Annotated in this window: 14 protein-coding genes; 6 read left to right on the top strand and 8 right to left on the bottom strand. The window is 54.9% G+C overall.

Annotation, left to right across the window (positions count from 1 at the left end; genetic code table 11):
* Positions 1–6: 6 nt before the first annotated feature.
* Positions 7–1,506 (bottom strand): aldehyde dehydrogenase family protein, encoded by a 1,500-nt coding sequence (locus tag IM282_RS06990; RefSeq protein WP_022648012.1) that lies wholly within the window; start codon positions 1,504–1,506, stop codon positions 7–9.
* A gap of 241 nt (positions 1,507–1,747) precedes the next feature.
* Here IM282_RS06990 and feaR point away from each other — a divergent pair, with 241 nt between their 5' ends.
* Entirely contained in the window at positions 1,748–2,656 is a 909-nt protein-coding gene (feaR, locus tag IM282_RS06985) for a transcriptional regulator FeaR (protein WP_023300024.1), read from the top strand.
* Here the strand turns inward: feaR and IM282_RS06980 are convergent, their stop codons facing one another.
* Genes IM282_RS06980 through IM282_RS06970 form a run of 3 tightly spaced genes read right to left on the bottom strand, consistent with a single transcriptional unit; the run spans position 2,657 to position 5,809 of the window.
* Positions 2,657–2,974 (bottom strand): YdbL family protein, encoded by a 318-nt coding sequence (locus IM282_RS06980; RefSeq protein ID WP_022648010.1) that lies wholly within the window; start codon positions 2,972–2,974, stop codon positions 2,657–2,659. It abuts the gene before it with no gap.
* 7 nt (positions 2,975–2,981) lie between these two features.
* Positions 2,982–3,173 (bottom strand): YnbE family lipoprotein, encoded by a 192-nt coding sequence (locus tag IM282_RS06975; protein ID WP_003857369.1) that lies wholly within the window; start codon positions 3,171–3,173, stop codon positions 2,982–2,984.
* Complete coding sequence (locus IM282_RS06970; RefSeq protein ID WP_192970265.1) at positions 3,170–5,809, bottom strand: YdbH family protein; 2,640 nt, start codon at positions 5,807–5,809, stop codon at positions 3,170–3,172. The genes IM282_RS06975 and IM282_RS06970 overlap by 4 nt, the downstream gene beginning before the upstream one ends.
* Positions 5,810–6,019: 210 nt before the next feature.
* On the opposite strand from IM282_RS06970, the gene IM282_RS06965 reads away from it, so the two are divergent.
* Positions 6,020–7,009, top strand: a complete 990-nt coding sequence (locus tag IM282_RS06965) for a 2-hydroxyacid dehydrogenase (protein WP_022648008.1) — start codon at positions 6,020–6,022, stop codon at positions 7,007–7,009.
* 659 nt (positions 7,010–7,668) lie between these two features.
* A complete protein-coding gene (locus IM282_RS06960) occupies positions 7,669–8,505 on the top strand; it encodes an alpha/beta fold hydrolase (RefSeq protein ID WP_022648007.1) in 837 nt (278 codons plus the stop codon).
* An 87-nt stretch (positions 8,506–8,592) separates the two neighbouring features.
* Here IM282_RS06960 and IM282_RS06955 read toward each other — a convergent pair whose 3' ends face one another.
* Complete coding sequence (locus IM282_RS06955) at positions 8,593–8,766, bottom strand: GnsA/GnsB family addiction module toxin (protein ID WP_022648006.1); 174 nt, start codon at positions 8,764–8,766, stop codon at positions 8,593–8,595.
* 307 nt (positions 8,767–9,073) lie between these two features.
* Positions 9,074–9,352 carry a DUF1471 domain-containing protein gene (locus IM282_RS06950; protein ID WP_192970264.1) on the bottom strand — a complete coding sequence of 93 codons (279 nt, stop codon included), beginning with the start codon at positions 9,350–9,352 and terminating at the stop codon, positions 9,074–9,076.
* Positions 9,353–9,602: 250 nt separating this feature from the next.
* On the opposite strand from IM282_RS06950, the gene IM282_RS06945 reads away from it, so the two are divergent.
* The gene (locus IM282_RS06945; RefSeq protein WP_192970263.1) at positions 9,603–10,193 is read left to right on the top strand and encodes a DUF4142 domain-containing protein; all 591 of its coding nucleotides are present in this window, start codon (positions 9,603–9,605) and stop codon (positions 10,191–10,193) included.
* A 75-nt stretch (positions 10,194–10,268) separates the two neighbouring features.
* Here IM282_RS06945 and IM282_RS06940 read toward each other — a convergent pair whose 3' ends face one another.
* Both IM282_RS06940 and IM282_RS06935 read right to left on the bottom strand, forming a co-directional pair.
* Positions 10,269–12,365 (bottom strand): pyrroloquinoline quinone-dependent dehydrogenase, encoded by a 2,097-nt coding sequence (locus IM282_RS06940; RefSeq protein WP_063853678.1) that lies wholly within the window; start codon positions 12,363–12,365, stop codon positions 10,269–10,271.
* A 10-nt stretch (positions 12,366–12,375) separates the two neighbouring features.
* Positions 12,376–12,741, bottom strand: coding sequence for a hypothetical protein (locus IM282_RS06935; RefSeq protein WP_045621686.1), 366 nt, complete (start codon positions 12,739–12,741; stop codon positions 12,376–12,378).
* A gap of 370 nt (positions 12,742–13,111) precedes the next feature.
* Here IM282_RS06935 and IM282_RS06930 point away from each other — a divergent pair, with 370 nt between their 5' ends.
* Both IM282_RS06930 and IM282_RS06925 read left to right on the top strand, forming a co-directional pair.
* A complete protein-coding gene (locus IM282_RS06930; RefSeq protein ID WP_038415997.1) occupies positions 13,112–13,969 on the top strand; it encodes an alpha/beta fold hydrolase in 858 nt (285 codons plus the stop codon).
* Between the two features lie 121 nt (positions 13,970–14,090).
* On the top strand, positions 14,091–15,056 hold the full coding sequence (locus IM282_RS06925; protein ID WP_023306124.1) for a magnesium and cobalt transport protein CorA: 966 nt from the start codon (positions 14,091–14,093) through the stop codon (positions 15,054–15,056).
* Positions 15,057–15,226: the final 170 nt, after the last annotated feature.

Here is a 15,226-nt window from a genome sequence, read left to right as displayed (position 1 = left end):
GTTTTATTAATACCGCACACACACCGACTTGGTTTCACACCAGCCATCCAGCCAGTCGGGGCCGAAATCGCGCCCGGTGCCAGACTGCTTCATGCCGCCGAACGGCAGGTTGGCATCTATCAGCGTGTGGCTGTTCACCCACACGGTTCCGGCCTGTAGCCTGTCGGTGTACTCCAGCGCTTTACTGATGTTCTGCGTCCAGACGCTGGCCGTTAAGCCGTATTCAGTGTCGTTCGCCAGCTGAAGCGCCTCTTCCCCGTCAGCTACACGGACCAGATTCACCACCGGCCCGAAGACCTCTTCACGCGTCAGTCGCAGATGATTATCCGGGTTGACCACCAGCGTTGGCGAAACGTAATAGCCTTTGCCGTCTGGCCCCCGGTTCCCGGCGATCAGCTCCGCATTGTGCGCCTTCGCCTCATCCAGAAACGCCTGGACCTTATCGCAGTGGGCGCGCGACACCAGCGGGTTGATAAACGCATCCGGCGACATGCCCGGCCCGACGCTCAGGGATTTCACGGCCTGTTCAAAGCCGCTGACCAGCGTGTCGAACAGCGGAGCTTCAATATATATACGTGAACTGGCCGCGCAGACCTGCCCCTGATTCAGGAAGCTGCCGGTCATCAGCCCTTCAATCACCCACGCCGGATCGGCATCTTTCAGCACGATGGCCGGGTTTTTGCCGCCCAGTTCCAGCGTCACGCCCGTTAGCGTATCCGCCGCCGCGCGGGCAATCTGCTTGCCCGTCGCCGTCGATCCGGTAAAGCTCACTTTGGCAATGCGCGGGTGCGAGGTCAGTGCCGCGCCACAGACGGCGCCACTGCCGGTCACCACGTTGAATACGCCATCCGGGATCCCCGCCTCGCTCGCCAGTTCCGCCACCCGTAACAGGGTGAGCGGCGTGGTTTCCGAGGGTTTGATCACGATGGAGCAACCTGCCGCCAGCGCGGGCATCACTTTCCACATGCCAATCATCAGCGGGAAGTTCCATGGCACAATCCCCGCCACGACCCCAACCGGCTCTTTACGCGTCCACGCCTGATAACGCGCGCCCTGCGGCAGTGGAATCGAGAGATCGAGGGTTTTACCGGCAATTTTGGTGGTCAGCCCTGCCGTGTAGCGCATCCAGTTCAGGGTGCAGCCCACCTCGAAGGCGCGGGAAATGTTAATCGATTTCCCCTGCTCCAGGGTTTCGAGCTGTGCAAGCTCTTCGCCATGCTGTTCCACCAGATCCGCAAACCGCAGCAGGATGCGTTCCCGCTCTGCCGGAAGCCGCCCGGCCCAGCTTCGGGCGACAAAGGCGCGCCAGCCAGACATCACCGCACGATCGACATCATCAACGCTGGCATCGGCGGTGGAGGCAATGACCTCTCCGGTCGCCGGGTTGTAGACGTTCAGACGCTTTTCGCTATCGGATGCCGCCTGACGCCCTTCGATCCACAGGCCGTGCTGGCGATCTAAAAACTGCTGCACGCCAGGCAGGACGGCGACGTGTGATTCGGACATAGGATACTCCTTCGTTATGCTTCGCAGGGTGTGTATGCAGTCTAAGAGGGGATTCGCATTCCTGCTTTTGTCTGTGTGACATTCGCTTTGCCAGCTGTGACAGGCTCCGCAAATCGTGATAATTCCCGCTTATATCGCTGTAACCGTTGAGTGTTCTTTCCTATAGTCAGCCTCGTAGCCCTGACAATATGCAACATAAATGCAACAATGCGAAAACAGTGACGGTGCAGCGAGAACATCAATGGCATGTGCAAGCGAACAGGACAATTTTCAGCAGTGGCTGGCGCAAATTAACCAGGTTTGTGGGCGCTTTGCGGCACGTCCGTTAGAGGGGGCGTTTCTCGGCGAACTGGAAACCAGCTATACCCAAAGTCTGAAGCTGAGCACGGTGACCGCCGCAGGCGTTAACCTGTTTCGCACCCGTCAGGAGATCAAAAACGGCAACGACGCCTGGTTCTACACCGTGTTTCAGCTGGAAGGCAGCGCCGGAATCGAACAGGACGACCAGCGCGCGCTGCTGAAAGCCGGGGATATCACGCTGATTGATGCCTCCCGCCCGTGCTCCATTTACTGGCAGGAGCGTTCCCGCCAGATTTCTCTGTTGCTCCCGCGACAAATCATTGAGCAACACGCGCGTTTTCAGGAAGTGAGGTGCGCGTTGCCCCTCTCCCGCAGTTTGCCTACCGTACAGCTGAGCTACCGACTATTACAGGAGAGCATGGGCAATGCCGATCTCAGCGCCAGTGAAAGCGAAGCGGCGCTGGAGGCGATGGTGTGTCTGCTGCGTCCGGCCTTCCAGCAGCATGACGAGGTGCTGCCGCGCAAGGAGCGTCAGTTCCGCCACGTTCTGTCCCTGATTGACGATCATATTCAGTCGGAGGCGTTAAGACCGGAGTGGATAGCCTCAGAGAGCGGCATGTCCGTGCGTAGCTTGTACCGCATGTTTGCCGGGAAAGGGCTGGTGGTGGCGCAGTATATTAAGAACCGTCGCCTCGATTTATGCGCTCAGGCGCTGCGTTCCATCGGCGATGACGAAAAGCTGGCGGGCATTGGCTACAGCTGGGGCTTTACCGACCATAGCCATTTTTCCACCGCCTTTAAGCAGCGTTTCGGGGTTTCGCCGGGCGAATACCGTAAGCGTTACCGCTAGTTACTTTTTCAGCCATTTGCCGTTAATCCCCTTCACGTACTCACCCGGCTGCGCGCGGGCCACCAGCTTTTGCCCCGCCATTTTCGCCACCTCGTCGACGGGCAAATTATTGCTGTCAGCAAGCTGCTGGTAACTTTCCGTGCGTGCGGCGTTGATACGGTTCACCAGCGCCAGGGTTTCAGCGTCGTGCTGAACGGGCGCAAGATAGCCGCTCAGGGTTTCCCCTACGCGCCCCTGGGTGCGCGCATCGTTGAGCGTAAGCGTGGCGGCGTGAACGTTCATCCCCAGCGCCAGTAACATCAGAGCTAATCGTTTCATGGCATCCTCAGAACAGATCGCTGCGGGATTTCAGCAGGGCTTCGACGTCTTTATCCACCTTGATATGGATTTCATGCTCGATTTTCACGTTCATGTTGATGGTGATCGGCTCTTTGGGCGCCGCCACTTCAATGCGCGGCGTGCAGCCTGACAGCAGCGCGACGACGGCCACGGTGAGTACACCAGCCCTCTTTTTCATTGTTGTTCCTCACTTTCCTTGCCTGTCGAACCGCGGAGAAGGGGTATCGCCGCATGTTGCTCAAACCATGTTTGCAGATTGTCCCCAAAGCGCAGGCTGCGCCAGAGGGTAAAAATGTTCTCTTCATGGGTGTAATTCAGGTTAACGAAGCTGCTTTTGCCCTCGACGCGGCTGGTGCCTTTAATGGCCGCCTGCATGGTTAACACACCCAGATTATCCACATTGAGTTTTGTCCACGACTGCGAAATTTCCATATAGCGGAGCCAGTTGATCGCCGCCCCGGCAACCACGTTGTCTTTCACAATGGCATCCGCCGTGTCCTGGTCGATGCGCAGCGTCATCGGCCCCGGGTTGGTCAGCCAGCCATCTTTAATGATCCATTTCTCATTGTCCAGCCAGAACGGCAGCGCGCCGCTCACCGGGCCGGACATGGCAAACTGCTTCGGATTTACCGCGCTTATCAGTTCGCTGGAGGAAATATTATCCACGCGCAGTAAAGCCGGATCGTGCTGCGGCATTCTCAACTGCTGCATGGTGATTTTCCCGCCGAGCGCTTCCACCTTCACGTTGGTGAGCAGGAGCGGGTTCGCTTCGGTCCAGGGATAATCGCCCTGGAGATCCGCGGTGAGATTTCGGGCTGTGACCAGGTTTTTCACCTCGTCGATTCGTAACGTTACCGGTCCGCGCGTGCCCAGTGACCAGGTGCCCTGGCTTAAGCGGAACGGCAGAACAAAATCAACGCCGTTGATTTCGTTATCCGGCATCCACGCGCTGCCCGCTTTCAGCACGCCGTGCCCCCCGGCCTCAAACCCCTGGTCGGGGGCCGCCGAGAAAGCCACCTGCGCGTACATTTCGCCGCCGCGCAGGGTCATTTTCCAGTCTGGCGGGATCAGCGGCTGGAACACTGTAAGAGACTGTTTTGGCCACCAGGCCTGACCGCGGAGGCGTTCGCCGTCCCAGCGTCCATTCACCTGGACCGGGCCGATGTCATCCGCATGAAGGTTCCCTTTAAACTGGAACACCGTCGGGTCTGTCCCGTCAACGCTGAAGGTCAAAACGGACGGCGGCAGCACGCTTCCGCCTGAAAAGATTGTTTGCCCGGCATTGAGCGCGAGCGCGCCGCTAAAGGTGGGGTTATCCGGGTCCCGCGACCAGCGCACCGGGTGATCCAGCACCAGGCGCGGTTTGCTGACCAGCATCGTGCCGTACTGCAATTTGTCGAACCCCGTGGAAAGATCGGTCAGTTCGATAACGTTGTCGCGCCACTCCCCGGTTCCCCGGACATCCCAGCGCGCGTTCATCGGCGTGAAGTTCCCTTTACCCCAGTAGCGCCACTGCCACAAACCGTTGTCCGGTAAAAAGTCGTTAGCCTGGCCGTCCAGATGCAGCTCAAAATTGCCCATCTCGTTTTCATGCGCCCGCAGAATGGCTTGCAGGCGGCCGTCCACGCCCTTTTGCGTGAGCTTCACGCCCGCCAGCGGCCAGCGGATCTCATCGATATCCAGCGAGTCAATGATGCGTCCGCGCGAGCGCAATAGTGCGCCGGGTTCAAACGTGAGCTGCGGATCGTAAAGGCTGCCGGTCAGCTTCGCCGGGAGTCTGGCATACAGGATCAGATCGTTTTGCTTGGCTTCCCCGCTCAGGTGCAGCGGCATAGCGCTGTTTTCCATACTGAGCGAGCCGGGACCGATATTCAGCACCGCGTTGCCCTTACCCGCATCTCCCTGGGTCAGCACGTTGAGCCGCCCCGTGAAGGTGGCTTTCTCCAGCCCCTGCTGCCAGTTATCCACCTTCAGGCCGATGCGACCGCTCATCGGCATACCGGAGGCTGACCAGTTCCAGCGCCCGTCGCTGATGGTCAACTGCTGAGCGGTGATCTGCCACGGTAAATCGAGCAGCGGATCGGGGTTGTCCCGCGCCATAACCACCAGCTGGCCCTGATTATCCTCCCAGTCCAGATCGGCATCGACCAGCGAGGATAACTGTGGCACGTTAAAGGTCGCGACCGTATGCCCTTTCACCGGTACGCCGTCCGGCACCAGCGGCAGGGTAAATTCACCGACCAGCTTCACGGGCTGCGACTGGTCCGGCAGCTGCACATCGAACTGGCTGATGGAGAGTGTCTGGCCGCGCAACTGCCCCTTAATGCTCACCTGCTCGCCTTTATAGGTGATGTCCTGGCGGGCTGGCGTGAGTGAGGCATGCAGCTCACCCTCCCACTGCTGCCAGGGAGAAAGGGTAAAACGGTGGATGGTCAGCCAGGTGTTGGGCAGGATGGCCTGCCACTGCGCCAGCGTTTTCGGCGCCACCGTAGACGGCGCCGATTGCGGTAATTTGCTCAGGCAGACAGAGTTAAGTTCAAGTGCGCCAATATCCAGATCCCAGCGGCTGGGGTGTGACAGGGTCACGTTTTCCACGCGGGCAATTTCGCACTCTTCTACCAGATAACGGAGATCGGGGATGATCAGGGCGTGGCGCGTGAACCGTGGGCTTTTTTCAAACGCGATGCGTGTTCCAACGGGAAGCCAGATCCCGGCGAGCGTGGGCACCCACTGGGCGAGCGTCATCAGCAGCGTCAGCGGCACAAGAAATAGCAGCAGTAAAAGCGCGATTGCGGCTTTGTATTTACCCTTCATGGGCAGTTAATATCCTGATTTTGCGAAATAAATAAGCCGTTCTTGCCGCTCATTGTCGCATGTTTAGCCAGTCAGTTGAAGGTAATGCCATTTTTAAGAGTAGATGCTCTACAATAATTCATAGAACTTATTGATTTCAATGAATTTTGAAAAATTGTAAGATAATTTTAAACATGCTAACGTGGTTCCAAAATCACTGGAGAAAGTCTTATGAAACTCGCGGTATATAGCACAAAGCAGTACGACAAAAAGTATCTGCAACATGTTAACGAGACGTACGGTTTCGATCTTGAATTTTTCGACTTTCTGCTGACTGAAAAGACGGCTAAAACCGCCCACGGCTGCGAAGGCGTGTGTATCTTCGTTAACGATGACGGTAGCCGACCGGTACTGGAAGAGTTGAAAAAACAGGGCGTGAAATACATTGCTCTGCGCTGCGCGGGCTTTAACAACGTCGATCTCGATGCCGCCAAAGAGCTGGGTCTGAAGGTTGTTCGCGTTCCGGCCTATTCTCCGGAAGCCGTGGCAGAACATGCGGTCGGGATGATGATGTCGCTCAACCGTCGTATTCACCGTGCCTATCAGCGTACCCGTGATGCCAACTTCTCTCTTGAAGGGCTGACCGGCTTTACTATGTACGGTAAAACCGCAGGCGTGATCGGTACCGGCAAAATTGGTGTGGCCGCCCTACGCATCCTGAAAGGATTTGGCATGCGCCTGCTGGCGTTTGATCCGTACCCAAGCGCCGCTGCGCTGGAGCTGGGCGTGGAGTATGTCGATCTGAAAACGCTCTTCTCGCAGTCTGATGTTATCTCCCTGCACTGTCCGCTGACTCCTGAAAACTATCACCTGCTTAACCAGTCGGCGTTCGACCAGATGAAAGACGGCGTGATGATCATCAATACCAGCCGCGGCGGACTGATCGACTCTCAGGCCGCTATCGAAGCGTTGAAAACGCAAAAAATCGGCGCGTTGGGTATGGACGTGTATGAGAACGAACGCGATCTGTTCTTTGAGGATAAATCTAACGACGTGATTCAGGACGACGTGTTCCGTCGCCTGTCGGCCTGCCACAACGTGTTGTTCACCGGCCACCAGGCGTTTCTGACCGCCGAAGCGCTGATCAGTATTTCGGAAACCACGCTGGGGAATTTACAGCAGCTTGAAAAGGGCGAAGCGTGCCCTAACGCGATCGTTTAAGACCGTCAGGCCGGGTGGCGGTAACCTCTGCCCGGCCAATAATAAGCTCATCAGAAAAATAAGCACAGGTTAACTATTACGATGGGTAACGTTCATCGTAAATATAACAATCAAGGATATGACTGTTCCGGTGTGACCATATCAGAATGAGGCTCTGCTGAAGGCTGCGTGATTTGCTGCACTATCGTAACCAGTTGTTCAAAAACAGCTCTCATTTGCGTCGGGTAGGTTAAAGACAACCAGGTTGCCAGCACTGCTCCAGCCAAAAAGCCCAACTTCATACACCATCCCTAATAAATTTAGCGAGATACAAGCTTTAACGTATGTGTGGTGCCGGGTGCCTCCCGGTGAGTCGTTGGTCAGCCACCTTGACCCGCTACTGATTGCCTAAGCTACACGTGCTGTTTAGCCCCTCCGCACAGGGGGATTCACCACGCGAGAAAAATAACACAGTGCCCCGGCTGGTTTAGGAGATATTTCGTTTAAAAATAAATAATGACCATACAAAATTAATCTATAACTGTTTTCAGGAACCCTTCTACACTTTAAGCGGATATATCAGTAATAAGATTAATATAAGTCAGTTTTATTACGTCCCTAAATGCTGGGCTATTTACTTAGCCTTCACACATGTTGCCATTAGCAGAGGAGTCTGAAATATGGCATTCGTAACAACGAAAGATGGTGTCAGTATTTATTACAAAGACTGGGGTCCGAAGGATGCGCAGCCGATCGTTTTCCATCACGGCTGGCCGCTGAGCGCCGATGACTGGGATAACCAGATGCTCTTTTTCCTTGCAGAAGGCTTCCGCGTCATCGCCCTCGACCGTCGTGGTCATGGTCGTTCCGATCAGGTAAGTGAAGGTCATGATATGGATCATTATGCCTCCGACGCATCAGCCGTGGTCGAAAGCCTTGATTTGCGTAATGCAGTGCACGTCGGCCACTCCACCGGCGGAGGCCAGGTCGCCAGATACGTTGCGAAGTACGGCCAGCCTCAGGGGCGGGTGGCCAAAGCGGTACTGGTCAGCGCCGTTCCTCCGCTGATGGTAAAATCAGACACGAACCCCGGCGGTACGCCCATTGAGGTGTTCGACGGCTTCCGCCAGGCGCTGGCCGCTAACCGCGCCCAGTTTTACCTCGACGTCGCCAGCGGTCCTTTCTATGGATTTAACCGAGACGGAGCAGAGGTTTCGCAGGGAACAATCCAGAACTGGTGGCGTCAGGGTATGATCGGTAGCGCCAAAGCCCACTATGATGGCATTAAGGCATTTTCAGAAACCGACCAGACGGACGATCTCAAAGCCATCACGGTTCCCGTCCTGGTGTTGCAGGGTGATGACGATCAGGTCGTCCCGTATAAAAATGCCTCCCTTCTTCAGGATAAGCTGCTCGCAAACAGCGAGCTTAAAATCTATCCAGGCTTCCCGCATGGGATGCATACCACGCATGCAGATACCATAAATGCCGATATCCTGACGTTTATTCGCTCATAAAGACGTTGATTATCCATAAAACAACCGGGCACCACTCCCGGTTCTCTTTTGCGGCAAGAATTGAGCGACCATTTCAGGAAGAAACGCTTACAGGAGTTTGATTTTTACTTCATACCCCTCCAGACCTGTCATGGCCTCACGAGCGATAAACTCAATTTCAGATACTTCCTGCCCTGTTTTTTTTCGTAGTTCTGCAATTTTTTTGGCTATAAGCGCTGAAATTTCTTCCTCTGCCTTTTGCGTCATTGCGTCAACTTTCATATTTACCTCTTGCGGCCGTTTACTGTTTCCAGTATCTAACTGGTTTTAACCATAACCCTATGTAAAGCGTAGACTATCTGCGTTACGTATGCTGCCTTCACCTTGAGATGAGGGGCAGATGAGGCCATTGCATTTAAATATGCATTTAGATTGCATTATTTGAATAAGCTGTTATTGTGCCAACGCCTTAGAGCACATAAACATAAGAAAAGATTTGACTCAAACTCGCCCCGCACCAGGGGCATTTTTTTTGCTCCCTATAAGCAAAAAACCCGCCATGAGCGGGTTTCTGCGTTATTCGGAAAGATTATTTGAAGACTTCTGCTACGGCCTGGAAGTTAGGGCCATGCTCTCGAGCGGCGATGATGACATAGTATTTCCCGCCCTTCTCATCTGCCAGTTTCGAGAGTTTTTGATGAAGATCTGAAGGTGAAGAAATTTGTCCACCTGAAGCCCCTACAGATATATTGCCCAGGTATTCAAGTTTGAAGTGGTGCGCTTCATCTTTGGAAATCATATCTGCCGCAGATGCGCCAAAGCTTGCTACTGTTAAAGCCAATACACTCCCTAATAGTGCTTTTTTCATATCATTCCTCCTGTTAATAAATCTATCTATTTAACATTAGCATCAAATATGGGAATGATCCGTGCCAATGTCGTAGAGAGACTGAGCGATAAGCGTCGCCTTATTGAGCATTATTACCTGCCCTCTCTGACGCAACCTGCGATTACAGCAGGTTCATCTACTATACTGACCTGTGCAGTTAGCATTTATCTGCCCGGTTGCGCGTTAGGTAACCGAAACTTACCTGTACCATGACCATCAGGAGAACAATATGCACACGAGTAAAACCCTGAAAAGGCTGCTAGCCGTATCAGCAGTTGCAGCAATGTTCAGCACCGTTGGCGTACAAGCCCAGACGACAAGCGCCGCGCAAACTAACGCTGCGGGCCAGGCTCAATCGGACGCCAGACTCAGCTCCGGCGACGAGAAAGCGTTGAAGGACATGGCGCAGGCCAATATCAACGAAGTCGCCGCCGCCAGGCTCGCCCTGGACAAGGCCCAGACCAGTGAAGTGAAAACATTCGCCCAGAAAATGGTCGACGACCACGGCGCCGCCCTGACCAAAGTGCAGGCCGTTGCCCAGAAAAAGGGCGTAGAGCTGCCGACCGAGCCAGACGCCGCCCATAAAGCCCTGAACTCAAGGCTTGAAAACCAGCGCGGTGACGCTTTTGACAAAATGTATATGGAATATGCTGGCGTGAAGGACCACGAGAAGGTGCTGTCGAAGCTTAAGAGCGACGCCAGTAAAATCGACGATCCGGATGTGAAGGCTTTGGCCAACGAGCACTCGCCGGTCGTTGAGCAGCATCTGAAGTCCGCCGAGCAGATGTCAACGCGTGCTGGCGCATCAGCCGATAAATAAGCGCGTCGGTGAAACGACTACTGCAAAATAAAGTGGGGCCCGCAGGCCCCACGCTTATTTCACCTTCCTGATGAATTATTCCGGCAACGCGTAGACAACCACCTGATCGCCTACCTGATCCTTCAGGATCGTGTTCCCGCCAGCCACGAAGGCCACATACTGCCGACCCTTATATTCATACACGGACGGGTTCGCTACCGCTGGAGCTTCTGCCTGATCGGACCACAGCTCTTCACCGCTCTCTACCGAGTAGGCACGCACTTTGGCATCCATTGAAGCACCGATGAAGATCACGCCACCCGCCGTCACTGCAGGGCCACCAATGGTAGGCGAACCCCAGCTTTCCGGCATGAAGAAGCCATACTGCTGTGAGGCGCCAACCGGACGACGCCATTTCACATCGCCCGTGTGCATGTCTATCGCCACGATTTCACCAAACGGCGGTTGCCAGCACGGCATGCCCAGCCAGTTGCTCGCCACCAGCAGACGCATACCGTACGGGGCGCCTTCCTGTGGGGCAAAGCCGCTTTCGTTGCCGGAGTCTTTGTCCGCGTTATCGTAATCCTCACGGCTGTAGAGCTTCACGTACTGAACGATATGCGAGGTGTTGACGATGGCGATCTGTTTTTGCGGATCGAACGCCACCCCGCCCCACTGCACGCCGCCGGCGCTATCGGGATAGGTGAGCGTGCCTTCGCCTTTGGTGGTAGGCGGAGTATACATTCCCTCATAGGTCAGGTTATCCCACAGGCGAGAGCACTGGCCGCCACCGACGATATCCGCCAGCTTCCAGATTTCCGGCTTTTTCGACTGGTCGAGCAGCGGCGCAGGTTTGGTCGGGAACGGCTGTGTAGGCGAGAGAACTTCGCCCTGGACCGAACCATCACCCTGCGGAACCGGACGCTCTTCGATTGGCCATACGTCCTCCCCGGTCAGGCGGTTAACCACAAACAGGAAGCCCTGCTTGGTGGCCTGAACCAGCGCCGGGATCTGCTTGCCGTCTACGGTGATATCCATCAGCGTCGGGGCAGAGTTGATGTCGTAATCCCAGACGTCGTGGTGTACCCACTGACGGGACCAGACCACTTTACCGGTGTTGATGTCCAGCGCGGTGGTGGAGGTGCCAAGCGGAATTGCGTCGACGCGGTTGCCGCCCCAATAGTTGGGAGACGGCGATGAGACCGGGAGATAGACCAGCCCATTGGCCTCATCGGCGGACATGTGCGTCCAGACGTTGGCGGTACCGGTACGCTTGCGGATCTCTGCCGGTATCGCCTCAAAGGTCCATTCAAGCTTGCCGGTCTGGGCGTTGACAGAAAATACGGTACCCGGAGGCGCTTCGGCATAGGCCCAGTCTTTCCCGGCCCAACCCACCAGCAGATGGTTGCCGACGACGGTTGGCGGTTGCAGGACAGAGAGCGGATACTTGGCGTTAACGGTGTTCCACTGATTCAGATCCAGCACCCCATTGTCCGCAAAGCCGCTGCACGGTTTGCCTGAATCGGCGTCCAGCGCAAAGAGCTTGCCGTCAACGGTGCCCATATAGACCATCTTCTGGCACGCCTCTCCCTTCACCGGATTTTTGGCCTGCCAGTAGGAAACGCCGCGGTTTTTCAGCACCGGCTGGGTCAGTGCCTTGCGCGACGATTTGGTGTCATAGTGCCACTTCTCTTTACCCGTGCCCGGATCCAGCGCAATCAGGCGATCGAAAGGGGTACCGATGTAGAGCGTGTCGTTAGCGAAAATGGGCGTTGCGGACCACACGGTCGCTGGCGTATCACCTTTACCATCCGAGACGTCGCCGGTATGGAACTCCCAGACTTTCGTTAATTTACTGACGTTATCCGCCGTGATCTGGGTAAGCGGGCTGTATTTCTGCGCGTTAAGCTGGCCGTGGAAGCTGTCCCAGGTTGGCGTGCCGGGCACCAGCGGCGTCGCTGGCTGGCTGGCCGAGGCGGCTTTCTTTCCGTCACCGCTACCGGTTGAGGCATCGTCTGTGGTTTTTGTGGTTCCAGGCGCCTGCTGATCGGCCGCATCAATATTCAGTGATTCCTGGGTCCCCTGAGAGGCCTCAGCGGCTTTATCCTGCGCCTGCAGCGCGAACGGGGTGACCAGCAGCGCCAGCGCCGTCATGCTGACTTTTATGAAGGGATAATGCTTATCGTTATGCACGGGCGGCTCCTCAGGTTCTGACGGAATGGTTGTAACGGGCGGAATGGCTGCTCAGCATAATCAGACCAATCAGGCCGACCACCATGGCTGCCGTTATGATGTACTGGTGCAGCAGCGCGGCGGCAAAACCAATACCCGCCAACACCACCAGGGTGACAATAATCAGGAAAACACGCGCCCCGCGCCCCGATGCCGCACGCAACACAAAGATCAGTATCGCCAGCACCGCGCTGGCAATGGCCACGCCCAGTGCGCCAATGGTGTCTGTGACGCCGGTAAGCGGCGTCCACCAGGCGTATAGCGCCACCGCGAAGCCTATAACCGCGGCCAACAGCAGCAAAATAGTGCCGACGCGCGAAGATTGAGAATGCAACATACCAGGAATCCCCCTCTAAAAAATGCAAAATGGACCAACATTAAGGCGTTTTCGTGGATATATGTCCCTGCTGTTCGCGCGTGCAATGGCTATTAAAACAACGCGACGTGAAAAAAACGGCGGCATATTTCACTAAACGTAACTGAGTATAGAAGAGGATTTTTTAAAGGGGCGTTTATCCGGCGAGTCCCCTTCCTCACGTTGAGCCCATAAGGCAGTGTGTTTCGCTAAAAACGCACGGGCGAGGTTTATTGTCTGCTTTGAGCGAGGGACAAACGCTGGGGTGTAAAAAAAAATCGCCAGATGGGGTAGTAAAGGCTAGATTTAATTCAGGCATAACTGGTATGACCACATAAATAAGGCTCTATGAATGCGTTCAGTCATAATACCCGTCAATGAAGGTGGATTTCTGGCAGCCACAATTTGGGAAAGAAGCGATGCCAAAGCGATAGTGCTCCTTCATCCGGCAACGGCGGTAGTACAGGGATTTTATAAGGGATTCGCAGAATATCTTTTTAACAGAGGATTCAACGTCCTCACATACGATTATCGCGGCACCGGCCTCTCTAAATCCGGGCTGGTCCGTACTTACCGCGTTTCTATGTCTGACTGGATCGACCAGGACGTCGGATGTATAACCGCCTGGGCTAAAGCACATTTTCCAGGGCTTAGCCTGTTGGCGGTAGGACACAGTGTGGGCGGGCATGCCGTTCTGCTTTCAACAGCCACCCACGCCCTGCAAGCTGCGGTCATTGTAGCCTCACATGCCGGGGTGACGAGCACCATCAAACGCACCACAGAAAAGGTGCGTGTCTGGTGCGTATTACGTGTTCTGGCTCCGATTCTGTGCCGTATTTTCGGTTACATGCCTGCCAGGCGCCTGGGGCTGGGTGAAGATTTACCGGCGCCAGTCATGCTTCAATGGGGGCGCTGGAGCGCAATGCCTGGATATTTTTACGATGATCCACACTGGAATGCACGCCAACGGGCTAGTGAGATCACCCTACCCGTGCTGGTAATGGGATTTGATGACGATCCCTGGGCTAACCGTGAAGCTATTGCGCGGCTGATGGAGCCGGTGCAACAAGCAAAAATAGAACGCTGCGAGATACGGCACGCAGAGTTTGGTCTTTCGTCCATTGGGCATATGGGATTTTTTCGTACGCGATGTGCGGAGAAATTATGGCCCGTCGTCGGTCAATGGCTGGAGAGTCAGTGCCCGGATTGAACGACGCGTGAACATGACCTTTCTGAGTATTCAACATATTAAAACCTGCCGGCATAAAAATTTGGAAATTTAACGGAAATGGTTAAGCTTCTTAGACACATGCTTAAGGGATAGTCAGGAAATGATTGTTAACTGTATGGTCTACCGTTCAGGCCACCCCGCCGAAACCGTAGATATTGAGGATATCAGTGAAGTCATCCAGGATACCGATGCGTTTATCTGGCTGGGGCTTTGGCAGCCTGAACCTGCTTTTATGTACAAAGTCCAGGAGGAGTTCGGTCTGCACGATCTGGCCGTTGAGGATGCGCTTAATGCACATCAGCGGCCTAAAATAGAGCGTTATGGCAGCTCGGCATTTATCGTTGTAAAAACCGTCAGTGGACAGGACGACAATATTGAGTTTGGCGAAACGCATTTGTTTGTGGGCCGAAACTTCCTTATTACGGTGCGCCATGGTGCTTCAGTGAGCTATGCACCTATACGAGCCCGTGCTGCTGAGGCCCCGGACATGCTTTCGTACGGTCCGGCTTATCCTCTTTACTGTATTCTGGATTTTATTGTTGACAGTTATGCAGAGCTGACTGCGCGCCTCAACACCAAAATTGGTGATATAGAAGCGACACTTTTTCACAGTGAATTTGACCGTGAAGCTATTCAGGACGTGTATTCCCTCCGCCGTAATCTACTCGGGCTTCGCAACGCCGCTCAGCCAGTAGAAGAAATCTGTACAGAGCTTATCCGCATTCATGAAGAACTTATTCCAAAACCCCTCAGGGCGTATTTCAGAGATATTCAGGATCACGCAAGCCATGTAGTAACGGATGTAAATGACATGCGTGAGCTGCTAAGCAGCGCGATGCACGTTAACCTGGCACTGGTTTCAGTGCAGCAAAACGAAGTCGTGAAGAAACTGGCCGGTTGGGGGGCCATCCTCGTGATCCCGACGGTAGTCTTTAGCATGTATGGTATGAACTTCGACCATATGCCGGAACTGAAGACGCTCTTTGGTTATCCGGCTACGGTCGCTGTCACGCTGGGAGCCTGTGTATTACTGTGGCTTCGGCTCAAACGCTCTCGCTGGCTTTGATTGATAAGCGATCTGATAGTTTTTGGTGTCGTGAAGTACAGTAAAGCCTCACGCTTATGTCGATTATGCCACGACACCATACCCTATCCGTTATTTCCCCTGCATATGTCGGTACATTCCTGTTCACCGGGACCCGGTTTCTCAATCTGGGATCGCCCGCTCCACCGTTT

The sequence above is a fragment of the Enterobacter cloacae complex sp. P29RS genome (assembly GCF_014893445.1).
Classification (GTDB): domain Bacteria; phylum Pseudomonadota; class Gammaproteobacteria; order Enterobacterales; family Enterobacteriaceae; genus Enterobacter; species Enterobacter intestinihominis.
Note: the sequence above shows the minus strand (reverse complement) of the source record. Positions and strands in the feature narration are given on the sequence as shown.